The sequence below is a fragment of the Mesorhizobium sp. WSM4848 genome, from assembly GCF_055811375.1.
In genome coordinates, this window is the sequence record NZ_JBVVPX010000002.1 from 92,179 (window position 1) to 105,562 (window position 13,384).

Genomic DNA, 13,384 nt, shown 5'->3' on the forward strand with positions numbered 1-13,384 from the left:
TCATGCATCCGGCTGTTGGCGATCCGCCACGCATGCGTCATTTTCTTGTCCGGGAGCGACATTGCGCTTGCAAGCCAACCAAAATCGACATAAACATATGTTTATATCTTTTTCAAAGAGAATGCTCGCATGCATGTCGCGCTCGACACCATGGTAGATACATTGAAGGCGGCGGCCGAATCCAGCCGGTTGCGCATCCTGGCGTTGCTGTCGCGCGGCGACCTCACCGTTTCCGATCTCACCGAAATTCTCGGCCAGTCGCAGCCGCGCGTCTCGCGCCACCTGAAGCTTTTGCTGGAGGCGGGGCTGATCGGCCGCTACCAGGAGGGCTCATGGGCTTTCTTCCGGCTGTCGGATACGGATGCGGCGCGGGATTTCGTGCTCAGGCTGGTCTCCGGTATCCGGGGTGCCGATCCGCAGGTCGAGCGTGACCTCGAGCGGTTGGCGGCGGTCAAGCGCAAGCGGCAGGATCGCGCCGCCGAATATTTCTCCGTAAATGCCGCAAGCTGGGACCACATCCGCTCGTTGCATGTGCCGGACCGCGCCGTGGAGGCAGCGCTGCTCAAGCTCGTCGGCAAGCGGCCGTTCCAGTCGATGCTCGACCTTGGCACCGGCACCGGGCGGCTGCTCGAGATCTTTTCGCCGCTCTACCGGCGCGGCATCGGCATCGACATGTCGCGCGAGATGCTGACGGTGGCGCGCGCCAATCTCGACAAGGCCGGCATTTCGAACGCGCAGGTGCGCCAGGGCGACATTTTTGCGCCGCCGGTCGAGCGCGACGCCTTCGATCTCGTCACCATCCACCAGGTGCTGCACTATCTCGACGATCCTGCTCGCGCCATCCGCGAGGCAGCAAGGCTGCTGCGTCCGGCAGGCCGGCTGGTGATCGTGGATTTCGCTCCGCATTCGCTGGAATTCCTGCGCGACGTCCACGCGCATGTGCGGCTCGGCTTTTCCGACCGGCAGATCACCGAGTGGTTTTCGGAGGCCGGGCTCGACCTCGAGGAGAGCCAGGAATTCGAGCCGCGCGCCGGCAACGAGCCCAGTCTCACCGTAAAACTGTGGCTCGGCCGTGACCAGCGCATGCTGATCGCCGATCCGTCCAACCACGCACAACCGGCCAATGCCTTTCCGATAGGGGAAACCGCCTGATGAACCAGTTCCGCTTTTCCCGCCGCCCTGACATTGGCGACAAGATCAGGGTTTCGTTCGAGTTCTTCCCGCCGAAGAGCGACGAGATGGAAGCAAGGCTGTGGGACACAGTTACCCGGCTGCAGCCGCTCAAGCCGAAATTCGTCTCCGTCACCTATGGCGCTGGCGGCTCGACCCGCGAGCGCACGGCGCGCACGGTCAAACGCATCCTCAACGAAACGGCGCTGACGCCGGCGGCGCACATGACGTGCGTCAATGCGGCGCGTCATGAGGTCGATGAAGTCATTCAGGAATTCGCCGACATGGGTGTCACCCGCTTCGTCGCCCTGCGCGGCGATCCGGCCGAGGGCGTCGGCGCCGCCTACCGTCCGCATCCGGACGGCTATGCCAATGGCGCCGAACTGGTGGGGGCGCTGAAAGGTGTCGGCGATTTCGACATCTCGGTCTCCGCCTATCCGGAAAAGCATCCGGAGAGCCCGGACTTCGCCACCGATATCGACATGCTGAAGCGCAAGGTCGACAATGGCGCGACGCGGGCGATCACCCAGTTCTTCTTCGACAATGACCTCTACGAGCGCTATGTCGAGCGGGCGCGGCGGGCCGGCATCTACATACCGATCGTCCCGGGCATATTGCCGGTCCACAATTTTACCCAGGTCGCCAATTTCTCGGCGCGTTGCGGCGCGCTGGTGCCGGCGTGGATGGCCGAGCGCTTCGAGGGGCTGCAGACGGACCCGCAGACGCATGCGCTGGTGGCGTCCGCGGTGGCGGCCGAGCAGGTGCTGGACCTTGTCGAGCGCGGCGTCGGCGATTTTCATTTCTACACCATGAACCGCGCCGATCTGGTCTTCGCCGTCTGCCACATGATCGGCATCCGCTCGCATGAGGCTGAAGCCGCGGGGTCCGCCGCGGCGTAAGTCCCTGTCAGATCTGGGATGCAAAAAAGGCCGGGTAAAAACCCGGCCTTTTTCAATGACTTGGACTATTTTGTGCTGATCTTCCGTTGCTTGGCGGGTCTATGGAAGAAAGCCCATAATCAGCGCCCCGATGAAAGCAAATGCAGCACAAATCATCAATGCGTTGATTGGCCTCGTGAGTCCCATGTCATAGCCTCCTCTTAAAGAGCTATGGCCAGAGTCTAGGGGCATTTCTGCCACAGGCAAGCGGAAACTATGCTGCAATGCGACGACATTGTGGAATTTACGACAGACCATTTGCCGTTAGGCATTGAAACTCTTCGGCAAAATCCCGCTTCCGCCCTGTGTAAAAAATGTGACGAAGCTGGGGCAAGGATAGATATGGCAGCGCTACCGTTGCCAAGAGTCGGAATCGATTTTCGGGTCGATGCCAAGATTCCACGAATTGGCGCGTCGTTTGCGCCTTTGATTGGATGCGCGCCACTTTACCGTCGGCCGAACAGGCGGCCGTCGATGGTGACGAGGCCGAGCGCGATCAGCGCCATGCCGCCGAGCTCGAACAATTCGAGCCGTTCGCCCAGGAACAGAAAGCCGAGCAGGATGGCGCTGGCCGGCACGATGAGCGTGACCAGCGAGGCGTTGGTGGCGCCGGCCGAGGCGACGAGGTTGAAGTAGAGGATGTAGGCGAAGGCGGTGGACAAAAGGGCCAGCGCCAACACCGCGGCCCAGACCGGCGGCGAGGCCGAAAACAGATTGGCAGTGCCGTGGCCAAGCAGCACGATCGGGATCATGATGATGGTCGAGGCGGTCAATTGTCCAGTGGCGATGACCGGTGACGGCACACCCTTGAAGCGGCGGGCGACCATCAGGGCCACCGCATAGGACAGCGAGGCGCCGACCAGCGCGAATTTCGCCCAGACCGGCCCGCCCAGCCCGGCAAGCAGGCCCGGACCGATCATCACCGCCGTGCCGATGATGCCGAGCGCGATCCCGGCAAGCTTGTTCCAGGAGAGTTTTTCGTCTGATGTCAGCGCGTTGGCGAGGATCAACGTCCAGAACGGCGTCGTCGAATTGAGCACCGAGGCGACACCGGCGCCAAGCTCGGTCTGGCCGGCGAAGATCAGCGAGAACGGAATGACGTTGTTGACGAGCGCCAGCAGAAAGAACAGGCCGGCTTGCGGCAAGGCGAGGCGGAAGGACAGACCGCACAGGCCGAGATAGAGATGCAGCGCCAGCGCCGCGATGGCGACGCGAAACAGCACCAGCACCAGCGGCGCAATCTCGGCAACCGCAATGCGGGCAAAGAAGAACGAGCCACCCCAGATCGCACCGAGCAGCAGAAGCTGTGCCCAGTCTTTCAGGGCCATGGGTCCGCGCATTGCCGTCGTCGTTGTGATCGCCATAGATGGTCCTCCCAAGCTGGCTCTGAATGCCAAGTCGATCAGGCGTCTGTTCAGGCCATATTCCGTTTTATGGCAAGGGCCACCCGAAACCAGATCAGTGGACTAGCATTCCATCGTCTGCCGTAGCGCCGCAGCGCCAGGGGTGCGAGACACAGAATTGTTTTCATTCCCGCATAGGTTGGATTAATTGTGCGCAGTCTAAGCCGAGGGATTCGTCCATGCAGCAATTCGAAAATGCGCGCGAAGCGGCGCTGGCGCTTCGCCCGGACGATCCGATCTATTGCTTCCGCCCGCAGGTGCTGAAGGCGGACGCCAGGCAGTTCATGGGCATGTTTCCCGGCAAGACCGCCTATGCGGTCAAGACCAACGGCGAGCAGATCGTGCTGAAGGCGCTGGTCGAGGCCGGCGTCGGCGCTTTCGACGTGGCCTCGCCCGGTGAGTTCGCCGCCGTGCGCGCGGTCGCGCCCGACGCCGAGATGCTCTACATGCATCCGGTCAAGGCACAGTCGGACATCAAGTTGGCGCTGGAGAAATATGGCATCCGGGTCATCTCGCTCGACCACGAGGACGAGATCACCAAGCTGACCCGCGTGGTGCGGGCGCACGATATCGATCCGGGTGCGATCACCGTGTTCGTGCGCATCCAGACGAAAGGATCGGCCGCCTACGAACTGTCGAAGAAGTTTGGTGCCGGGCCGGCCAACGCAGTCGATCTGGCCGAACGGCTGAACCGGACGGGCTACAAGGTCGGGCTGTGCTTTCATGTCGGCAGCCAGATCGAGGATCCCGACACCTATGAGCGGGCGCTGGCCTCGGCCGACTGGGTGCGCAACCGCGTCAGCTTCGACATTGCCGGGCTCGACGTCGGCGGCGGTTTTCCCGCCGAATACGGCCATGATCCCAACCGCAAGCAGATCGAGATGCCGTCGCTCGGCCAGATCATGTCGCGGCTGTCGGGCGATCTGAAGGAATACCAGTTCGACCAGATGCCGCTGGTGGCGGAGCCGGGCCGGGTGATCGTGGCGCGCTGCCTGTCGCTGATTGTGCGCGTGCTGCTGCGCAAGGGCAAGCGGCTCTACATCAATGACGGCATCTGGGCGTCGCTGTCGGATTCATGGACCGGCAAGATCACGCTGCCGGCGCGCTTCATTCCAGACCCGGCGATCCGCTCGCGCAATGGCGAGGAGAAGACCATCGTGCCGTTCAAGGTGTGCGGCGCAACCTGCGATTCCGTCGACATCCTGTCGCGGCCCTTTTGGCTGCCGGAAACGGTCGATACCGGCGACTGGATCGAGATCGGCCATATCGGCGCCTATTCGCTGTCGCTGAGGACACGGTTCAACGGCTTCTACCCCGACACCTTCGTCGAGGTAACGACGCCGTTCGACGAAGGCGACGCGCCGCAGGGGTTCGCCAGCCTGGAGACGATGGCGGATTGAATGGTGAGTAGTGAGTAGTCAGTAATAAACAGTGACTACCTAATTCCACTGCCACTACAACCATTCACTACTCACTACTCACTACTCACTACTCACTACTCACTACTCACTACTCACTAAGCCACGCCGCCGCCGGCCTGAATGTTTTCGCCAGTCAGCCAGCGGGCCTCGTTGGAGGCGAGGAAAACCGCGACATCGGCGACGTCGCGCGGCGCTCCGATCCTGCCGAAGGGCGACATGCCGGCGGCCACGGCCCTGTCTCGCTCTGGGAGCAGTTCGGTGTCGGTAAAGCCCGGCGAAAGCGCATTCACGGTGACGCCGCGCGGTCCGAGCTCGCGCGAGAGGACGCGGACGAACTGCTCGACGGCTCCTTTGCTGCCGAGATAAAGGGCGGTCTGGGTAAAGAACATCTTGGTTCCACCGGTGGAGACGGCGATGATGCGGCCACTGTCGCGCACGCGGCGCGCCGCTTCCTGAAGCGTGATGAAGGTGCCTTTGGCATTGGCGCCGAAGACGTGGTCGAAGTCGGCTTCGGTGGCCTCGACGAACGGCTTTATGACGGCGATGCCGACATTGGCGACAACGATGTCAATCGCCCCCATCTGCTTCTCGGTTTCTTCGAACAGCCGGCGAATGTCGGAAACGCTGGAGATATCAGCCTGAATGGCGAAGGCCTTGCCGCCATTCTCGCGGATGGCAGCCACGGCTTCCTGGGCGGCTTTCTCGTTGCCGACATAGTTGACGACCACGGCCGCCCCGTTTGTCGCGAGCCCCTCGGCGATGGCGCGGCCGATGCCGCGCGAACTGCCGGTCACGAGCGCGATTTTGCCTTTAAGCGAATGATACATAGCTGCTGTCCCTTTTTCGTCCGGCTACGGCCGTTCCAAATCGAGCGTCGGTTCCATGTCGAAGTTAAGGGCATGCTATTGCTCAAATAATAGCCTATTATCGAACAGGCTTGTTAAGTCTGGGGTACATAATGCGAGGGACCGAATTTTCCGAGCTAAAGGCGTTCGCGACGATCGTCGAGGAAGGCAGCTTTGTTCGCGCCGCGGCCAGGCTCAGGATTTCGCCGCCGGCGCTTAGCCAGACGATACGCGGGCTGGAGGAGCGTGTCGGTGTCCGGCTGCTCAACCGCACGACCCGCAGCGTGTCGCCGACCGCTGCAGGCGAAACGCTGTTTGCCCGCCTCGCTCCGACATTCAGCGAACTCGAAGGGGCCGTCGCCGACGCGCATGCATCACGCGATCGACCGGCAGGCTCGCTGCGCATCAATGTTCCACGCATCGCCGCCATGCGTTTCATCGTGCCCATGCTCGGCGATTTCCGCCGCGCCTATCCCGATATTGACCTCACCATCATCGTCGACGACATGCTGACCGATATTGTCGAGGGACGATTCGATGCCGGAATCAGGCTTGGTGAGCGGCTGCATAAGGACATGGTGGCGGTGAAACTCAGCGGGGAGCTGGAGATGGCCGCAGTGGCGGCGCCCAGCTACCTCAAGGATCACCCCATGCCCCGACATCCCGCCGACCTGCACCATCACCAATGCATCAATTTCCAGTGGCCCGGCGCCGGCAACATCTATCGATGGGAGTTCGCGCGAGGCCAGCGCGCTTTCGAAATAGCCGTGAACGGCGGTCTTACTGTCAACGACACGGAACTGATGATCAGGGCGGCCCTGGATGGGATCGGCGTGGCTTATATGCTGGATTACCAGGTTCGCCGGTGGATCGAAACCGGCAAGCTCATCCGTTTTCTCGAAGCCTGGTCGCCCAGATTTCCAGGCTTTTACCTATACCATACAAGCTCCCGGCAGGTTCCGCCGGCGTTGCGTGTGTTCATCGACTTCCTGCTTGCTGGGCGGTGAAGTGGGAATAGTGAATAGTGAATAGTGAATAGTGAATAGTCAGTAGTCAGTATTCAATAGTCAGTATCTAGTTCCATTCACCATCCATCATTCACCATTCACCATTCACTACTCACTACTCACTACTCACTACTCCACTAACCTCCAGTTTCGCCAAAAGCTCCGGCGTCGGCCAGCCGTCGACCGGCAGCCCTAGCCGCATCTGCTCCTTGCGTATCGCCTCGCGGGTGTTGGTGCCCAGGATGCCGTCGACCGATCCCACGTCATAGCCTCTGGCCTCGAGCTTTGTCTGCAATGCCCTCATCTGGTCGCCGTTGAGGCCGGGTTCGGGATTGCGTGGATCGAATCGCGGCGCACCCGTCAGCCGCGCGGCGAGATTTGCCGCGGTCAGCGCATAGGTGAAGGACTGGTTCCATTCGAGGTAGACGTCGAAATTGTCGTAGACCAGGAAGGCCGGCCCGTTGCGGCCCATAGGCAGTGCGAGGCCTGCCTTCAGGCCGTTGTCGACAAGCGGCGTGCCGTTCGGGTTGGTGACACCCCACTGAGCCCATTGCGTCAGCGGCAGCTTGTTGGTGCGGCCGGTCTGGTCCCATGGCAAGTCGTCGGGAACGCGGACTTCCTCGATCCAGGGCTGGTCGCGTTTCCAGCCGCGCGACATGATCTTGTTGGCCGTGGTCATGATCACATCAGGCGCGTTGCCGCGCAGGTCGATCACTTCGTCGCCGTCGCCGTCGACGCCGCGGCCGAGATAATCGGAAGGCAGCATCTGCGTCTGGCCGATTTCGCCCGCCCAGGCGCCGGTGACATCGGCCGGGATCACGCCGCGGTCGATCAGCGTCAACAATGGCACGATCTGGGGCCGGAAGAGCTGCGGGCGACGACAGTCGTGTGAGAGCGTGACCAATGCGTTTAGCGTCTGGAAATCGCCCTGCACGACGCCGAAATCGGTTTCCAGCGCCCAGAAGGCGGCAATGACCGAGGCCTGAACGCCGAATTCGCGATCGGCGCGGGCAAAGACGTCGGCATATTTCTTCAAGATGACCGCGCCCTGCTTCAGCCGATAGGCCGATATCATGCGGTTCGAAAACTCGATGAAGGTCTGGGTAAAGACGCCTTGGGCGCGATCGCGCGCCAGCACCTTTCCATCGAGAGCGGCGGTTTCCAGCGCCTCAAGTCCGGCAGTGCCGACGCCGGCATTCTTCGCCTCGGCCGCAACGCCCTGCTTCCATGCCTCGAAATCGCCGCCGCATTGCTGTGCCACCACCGGCGCCGCCGTGCCGGCCAGAAACAGCGCCGCGAGAATTTCCAAGCGCAATCGCATCGCCATCCTCCCGAGAAGATTACCGGCGGTTGCAGGCGTCCTTCATTGGCTGTGTCGAAAAGCAGGCTGCAGGCCCGCTGTCAACGGGTGTTCTGCCGCAGCCATTTGTTCCAGGCGGCTTCCGAGCCGTTGAACAGGTTGATATCGGCCTTTCCGGAGATGCCCGGCACAATACCGGTTCCGGTGTACTGCCAGAAGGTGAACGGGTGGCTGCCGTATCTCTTGCGCGGGTGGCCGGCCACCGAACGCAGCCAGTAGGGATAGCCGCGGAAGGCCGACAGGCCGTTGTCGTCGAAGAAATCGATCGAGGTGTAGATGATCGGCTTCTTGCCATAGTGCTTTTCGACGATTTCGAGGAAAGTGCTCATCTCGCTGCGCACCGTGGCCGCATTGGGGCGCAGCTTGCAGGTCGGCGATTGCGGGTTCCATTCCATGTCGAGAACCGGCGGCATTGCCGAGCGGTCTCTGGGCACGTTCTGGATGAACCAGCGCGCCTGCGTCGCGGCCGGTGTGCAAAAATAGTAGAAATGATATGCGGCGCGCGGGATTCCGGCGGCTTTCGTGCGGCTCCAATGCTCGTTGAAATACGCGTCGAAGCGATCGCCACCTTCCGTCGCCTTGATGAAAACGAAGGAAATGCCGCTGGCCCTGGCCGCCGGCCAATCGACCGAGGTCTGGTATTTGGAGACGTCGGTGCCATGAACGGCATAGCTCCACGGTGCGCCGCTGTCCCACTCATGCGGGTCGGAGTCGTCAAAACGGGGCGCACGCACCGCAACGGTCGGCGCGCTCGATGAGGGAGGCGCAAGATCGTCGACGGTCGAGCAGGCGCCCAGCAGCGTCAGCAAGATGAAAGCCGCGAAACGGCGCATCGCTACTCCTGAACCGGTTTCAGCCGGCCGCTGATGGGTTGTTGCTGCAGGTGGTCCCTCGACCGTGCCCCCAAGCGATCGCCCCACAGGACCGCTCTCCTATCCCCAAAGCGCGCCGCTTCGGCGCGCCTTAGTCTTTGCTTTTATGCATGTCGTTATCCCAAAACCGCTGCGCACTTTTGGGCGACATGCATCAGTACATCGCTGATCATGGTTGATATTCCGTTGACAGCGCTCGACCAGAACCGCGATTTTGCCGAAGCAATGACGGCAAATCGATGGCATGCGTCCGGGGGGAGTCGGAAAATGCAGGTTGCTCTGAGGCTGATGAAGTGGCTGCTCGGGCTGGCCGTACTGGCCCTCGCCGCACTCGCCGCCTGGCTTTCCATCGCGCCGCCGGAACTGATCCGCGTCGGCTCGGGCTATACGGCCAAGATCGTCTGCTCGAATGTCTTTATCGCCGGACGCGATGCCGATCAGGTGCTCGCCGTCGACGTGCAGGCGCCGGGCCACCCGCTGCTGCGGCTGATGCGGGTGTCGGTCGACTGGGAGCAGAGGACGGTTTCGGCCGGGCTGTTCGGTGTGTTCGGCAAGAGCGTCGCGGTCGTTCGGGACGGGCTTGGCTGTGCTTCGGTTCCGGATTTCGACATCGCCAGGGCCAAAGCAGTCGCCAGGCCGGCGCTGACACCGGCGCCGCCGCTCGCCGCACTCTGGCCGGAGGGCGACAAGGTCGATGCCTCGCAAAACCCCGAAATCGCGAAAATCCTCGACGATCCTGCAATGACCGGCGCCGGTATGCGGGCGGTGGTGGTGGTCAAAAACGGCCGCATCGTCGCCGAGCGTTATGGCGCAGGCTTTACCGAAAAGACGCCGCTGCTTGGCTGGTCGATGACCAAAACGGTCAATGCCGCGATCGTCGGCACGGTGGTGAAGGACGGCAAGATGGTGATGACGAACCAGGGCCTGTTCGGACCCTGGAAAGCGGACGGCCGCGCCGCCATCAGCCTCGCCGACATGATGGCGATGTCGAGCGGGCTCGAGTTCAACGAGGATTATGGCGACGTCACCGACGTGACGCGGATGCTCTATCTCGAGCCCGATATGGCGGGCTTTGCCGGATCCAAGCCGCTGACCGGCCAGGTGGGCAAGGTATTTTCCTATTCAAGCGGCACGGCAGCGATGCTGTCGCGGCTTTGGCAGGATGCGATCGGCGACAAGAACAAGGCGCTGGCGTGGCCAAGGATTGCACTGTTCGACCCGCTCGGCATGCGGAGCGCGGTGCTGGAGACCGACGAGCACGGCACTTTCGTCGGCTCGTCCTATCTCTACGCCACCGCCCGCGACTGGGCGCGCTTCGGCCAGTTCCTGCTGCAGGATGGTGTCTGGAACGGCCAGGAGGTCCTGCCCGCCGGCTTCGTCGCCTGGATGCGGGAAGCCGCACCCGCTTCGAAAGTCTACGGCAGGGGCCAGGTGTGGATCGAGGGGCCGGGCGACGAGGAGAGCCCCGGCGCCGGCATCGCAGCGGGCCTGCCAAGCGATAGCTATTGGATGGAAGGCCATGATGGGCAGACGGTCGCCATCATCCCCTCGGAGCAGTTGGTGGTGGTGCGGCTCGGCCTGACGCCGGCCAAACTCGGCTACCGGCCGCAGATCATGCTGGCAGCGCTGGTGAAGGCGCTGCATTAGAGGAATGCGGCGGTCGCTCGCCGCAGGCTCTATGCAGCCGTCGCCAAAGGCCTTGCACGATCAACACGCGCCCGCTCGTCGGGCGAGGAGCGAAGCGATGCGGCGCAGACCCTCGGATTCCGTGACCTTGGAGCGCTGCTGCGGTGCAGAACCTTGACGGCGGTGCGAGGCGCCCCCCTCTGTCCTGCCGGACATCTCCCCCACAGGGAGGGAGATTGGCAGCTCGCGCGCCTCACCCTTCTTTCAACGTTGATGATTGGCGAAACCGGACGCGACATCTGATCTCCTCCCAAGTGGGGGAGATGTCCGGCAGGACAGAGGGGGGCGCGAAGGATCACTGCTGTTTTCATTCTGAGCCGCTGCATCCTTCGGCTGATGTCACGGAATGGATCCCAGTCGCTTCGCTCCTTGCTCGCTCTGGGATGACGAAGGCGTGGTGGGATTTGGCTAATCGCAGACGTTGGAGATTGGCAGCTGCAGGCCGGTCGCCAGCGACCGTCCACAGGGCTCAGCCAAAGAACCAAATCCTCTGTGCCGAGGAGCTAGACGGCGGTCTTGATCACGGCCAGCCAAGTGTAACCGCGATAAAGCGTTCTAAACCGAAGGGTTGCGCCGGTACGTGCAGATTCCGTTTCCAGGACGTCCCGCAGGGCCCCACGCGGCTCGACGTGGAATTTTCTCAGCCAGCCGCGAAGCAACGTGCGGAACCAGCGGGGCAGGGCCTCCTGCTGGCCAAAATCGACGACGTGCAGCGAGCCGCCGGGTGACAGAGCCGCAAGTGCCGCGGAAATCGTCTTCTCCCAGCCGGGGATCATCGACAGCGAATAGGAGACAAAAATGCGGTCGAAACGTTCGACGGAAAATAGCGCCTTCGCGTCGAAATCGGTGGCGTCGCCGCGCGCCAGCTTGACGCGGCCGGACAGGCCTTCGCGGGCCATGGCAGCAGTGGCCGTTTCCAGCATTTCGGCTGAAATATCGAGACCGAAGAAGCGGGCGTCGGGATACAGGCGGGCGGCGAGGACGATGTTGCGGCCGGTGCCGCAGCCAAGCTCGAGCACGGTGCCGCGCGCCGGCACTTCCAGCCCTGATATCAGCCGGTCGCGGCCGAGCAGGTAATATTTGCGGGTCAGGTCGTAGATGTGGCGCTGCCAGCGGTAGACGCCGTCCATCAGTTCGCCGTGGTCGGCCGGCGCTTCGGCGTGCCTGGCCGGCAGTTCGGTCGCGCTCATGCGGGCTGCTTCACATAGAGGTGGAAGCCGCCATAGATGGCCGAACGGTCGCGGGCCGAGAATTCGCGCGAGGCCTCGTCCGCATAGCTCCACTGGTCGAGCAGCGAATTCGAGACACGGCCGGGCAACAGGCTGGGTTCGGCGGCGGTGCGGAAGATGACGCGGGCATGAGTGGACGCGGTGCGGGTGATCTCGGCCCACAGCGCATTGAGCTGGTCGTCGGTCATCCAGTCCTGTGCGTCGAGCAGGACGAAGCGGTCGACGGAACCGGCATCCTTGCCGGCAAGCAATTCGACCAGATTGGCATGGTGGATGGCGACGCGGCCGACATTGTTGCGGATCGCCTGATAGTTGCGTTTTTCGAGATAGGCAGGCAGCGCCGCCTCGCCGGGATTGGGGTAGCGGCGGGCAAAAGCCTGCCAGGCGAAATAGTTGTTCTCTAGCGGAAAATCGCAGGCGAGCTTTTCCAGCCGGGCCTTCAGCACGCTGGCCATGGTGCCGTCGCCCGAGGTGATCAGCGAATCGTACTGTGCCGGGGGAATGCCGAGGCCGAACAGCGAGGCTTTTCGCGATGTTGCCCATTTCAGCAGCGGCTTTTCGAAGACCGGCGCCAGCTCGTCGTCGAAGAAGCGGCGCTGGTCGGCGAGGCTTTTGGCTTCCATGATGCGGGCCGGATCGACGCCGAATAATTTGGCGGTGCGATGGCCCATGGCAATGAACAGGCCGAGCAGGCCGGTCTGGTAGAAATTGCCGTCGAAGACGGCGATGCGGCGACGCCGGCGCCAGTTGCGATGTTCCCAGTAATGGCGGCTGACCGGGTCGAGATGCGGCGCGATGAAGCGGTCGTAGGCTTGCGAATTGTGACGGGTCTCGGCAGCGCCGAAGAAACGGAACAGGTCGCCCTGCGACGGCAGATGGCGCACCGCTTCGAGCTTCATGCGGTTCAGCGCGATATGGGCGGCGTTGAGATCGACGGCGTCGATCCGTTCGGGTGACCGGGTGAGATAGGCAAGGATGTTGCAGCCGCCCGAGGCGATGGTGACGACGCGGTGGCCCTGGCCAAGCTGCATTGCCTCCATGTCGACGTCGGGGTCTTCCCAGATTTGCGGATAGACGAGGCCGGAAAACAGCAAGGCGAAGAGCCGCTCGGAGAGGCCAGCCTTGGACAGCGGGCGATTCTGGTAGACGGCCTTGCCAACTTGCTTGCCGCGGCGAAAAACCAGTTCTCCGGAAACATCCGTCATGACAAGGCGATTCCCCGTTTGCTCTGGCGCAAGCGGGTAGCGCAGGTGGATGACAGGCCGGTGACAGTCGGAGGCATCGATAATTCTACTCCGGCGGTCATCTGATGCGGTTTTCTGTGCTACTACAGCGCCGCGCGTCCCCAAGGACGCGCAAAGGACGCTGTAGCATTTTGATTTTGCGCATGATCCTTTCCGAAAATCGTTCCGATTTTCGGGGTCATGCGCGATGCTCACGGACCCAAATGTCC

At 62.4% G+C, this 13,384-nt stretch carries 11 protein-coding genes; 5 read left to right on the forward strand and 6 right to left on the reverse strand.

The features are described 5' to 3' along the window. The first annotated feature begins 129 nt into the window (after positions 1-129). Positions 130-1,152, forward strand: a complete 1,023-nt coding sequence (locus AC0L16_RS02815) for an ArsR/SmtB family transcription factor (RefSeq protein ID WP_473618876.1) — start codon at positions 130-132, stop codon at positions 1,150-1,152. Further along, positions 1,152-2,069: a methylenetetrahydrofolate reductase [NAD(P)H] gene (gene metF / locus AC0L16_RS02820; protein ID WP_473618877.1), complete on the forward strand. Its 918-nt coding sequence runs from the start codon at positions 1,152-1,154 to the stop codon at positions 2,067-2,069. Before AC0L16_RS02815 ends, metF begins: the two co-directional genes overlap by 1 nt. A 485-nt stretch (positions 2,070-2,554) precedes the next feature. On the opposite strand, the gene AC0L16_RS02825 is transcribed toward metF, so the two are convergent. Then, positions 2,555-3,472: a DMT family transporter gene (locus tag AC0L16_RS02825; protein ID WP_473618878.1), complete on the reverse strand. Its 918-nt coding sequence runs from the start codon at positions 3,470-3,472 to the stop codon at positions 2,555-2,557. 218 nt (positions 3,473-3,690) lie between these two features. Between AC0L16_RS02825 and AC0L16_RS02830 the strand changes: the two genes are divergently transcribed. Continuing rightward, on the forward strand, positions 3,691-4,911 hold the full coding sequence (locus AC0L16_RS02830) for an alanine racemase (protein WP_473618880.1): 1,221 nt from the start codon (positions 3,691-3,693) through the stop codon (positions 4,909-4,911). Between the two features lie 116 nt (positions 4,912-5,027). On the opposite strand, the gene AC0L16_RS02835 is transcribed toward AC0L16_RS02830, so the two are convergent. Continuing rightward, entirely contained in the window at positions 5,028-5,759 is a 732-nt protein-coding gene (locus AC0L16_RS02835) for an SDR family oxidoreductase (protein ID WP_473618881.1), read from the reverse strand. 131 nt (positions 5,760-5,890) lie between these two features. Here AC0L16_RS02835 and AC0L16_RS02840 point away from each other — a divergent pair, with 131 nt between their 5' ends. Then, a complete protein-coding gene (locus AC0L16_RS02840; protein ID WP_473618882.1) occupies positions 5,891-6,784 on the forward strand; it encodes a LysR family transcriptional regulator in 894 nt (297 codons plus the stop codon). 115 nt (positions 6,785-6,899) lie between these two features. Here the strand turns inward: AC0L16_RS02840 and AC0L16_RS02845 are convergent, their stop codons facing one another. Both AC0L16_RS02845 and AC0L16_RS02850 read right to left on the reverse strand, forming a co-directional pair. Beyond that, the gene (locus tag AC0L16_RS02845; protein ID WP_473618884.1) at positions 6,900-8,105 is read right to left on the reverse strand and encodes a lytic murein transglycosylase; all 1,206 of its coding nucleotides are present in this window, start codon (positions 8,103-8,105) and stop codon (positions 6,900-6,902) included. Positions 8,106-8,185: 80 nt separating this feature from the next. After that, the gene (locus tag AC0L16_RS02850) at positions 8,186-8,977 is read right to left on the reverse strand and encodes a glycoside hydrolase family 25 protein (RefSeq protein ID WP_473618885.1); all 792 of its coding nucleotides are present in this window, start codon (positions 8,975-8,977) and stop codon (positions 8,186-8,188) included. Positions 8,978-9,283: 306 nt separating this feature from the next. Between AC0L16_RS02850 and AC0L16_RS02855 the strand changes: the two genes are divergently transcribed. After that, positions 9,284-10,663: a serine hydrolase domain-containing protein gene (locus AC0L16_RS02855; RefSeq protein WP_473618886.1), complete on the forward strand. Its 1,380-nt coding sequence runs from the start codon at positions 9,284-9,286 to the stop codon at positions 10,661-10,663. Between the two features lie 542 nt (positions 10,664-11,205). On the opposite strand, the gene AC0L16_RS02860 is transcribed toward AC0L16_RS02855, so the two are convergent. Both AC0L16_RS02860 and AC0L16_RS02865 read right to left on the reverse strand, forming a co-directional pair. Beyond that, positions 11,206-11,892 (reverse strand): class I SAM-dependent methyltransferase, encoded by a 687-nt coding sequence (locus AC0L16_RS02860; RefSeq protein WP_473618888.1) that lies wholly within the window; start codon positions 11,890-11,892, stop codon positions 11,206-11,208. Then, the gene (locus AC0L16_RS02865; protein WP_473618889.1) at positions 11,889-13,136 is read right to left on the reverse strand and encodes a BtaA family protein; all 1,248 of its coding nucleotides are present in this window, start codon (positions 13,134-13,136) and stop codon (positions 11,889-11,891) included. Before AC0L16_RS02865 ends, AC0L16_RS02860 begins: the two co-directional genes overlap by 4 nt. Between the last annotated feature and the right edge of the window lie 248 nt (positions 13,137-13,384).